Source organism: Mesorhizobium sp. M8A.F.Ca.ET.181.01.1.1, from assembly GCF_004792025.1.
Lineage (GTDB): Bacteria > Pseudomonadota > Alphaproteobacteria > Rhizobiales > Rhizobiaceae > Mesorhizobium.
This window is the reverse complement of sequence record NZ_SRTV01000144.1, coordinates 1-334: the sequence shown is the minus strand read 5'-3', so window position 1 is coordinate 334 and position 334 is coordinate 1. Positions and strand designations below refer to the sequence as shown.

At 55.4% G+C, this 334-nt stretch carries 1 protein-coding gene; it reads left to right on the top strand.

What is annotated here, in order from left to right; all coding sequences use genetic code 11:
- On the top strand, positions 1-289 hold a 289-nt coding region (locus EN824_RS35710), incomplete at its 5' end, for a hypothetical protein (protein ID WP_210236386.1).
- Positions 290-334 lie beyond the last annotated feature (45 nt).

Genomic DNA, 334 nt, shown 5'->3' with positions numbered 1-334 from the left:
CCGACTTTCACTTGCTATCGTATGGGGGGAGGAAACGGAATTGAATTCTGTGGAGGGAGACGCGTTGTTTCGAAACAGGCTACTGGAAGAAGATTTTACCAGACAAAAAGATGTGCACGGCAGTCTCGATGTTTGCCATAGCGCGCAACGCCCCTTCCGTCATCCCGGCCTCGAGCCGGGATCCAGTCACGGCGCGTCTGCGCCGTGGGAAGAGTCCTTTTCAGCCCAAAGACTTGGCCTGGCTGGATTCCGGCTCAAGGCCGGAATGACGGGGCTTATGTTGCGCTAAGAAGCAAAAAGCTCTTCGGATATCCCGTCACCCGTAAACCCGAAG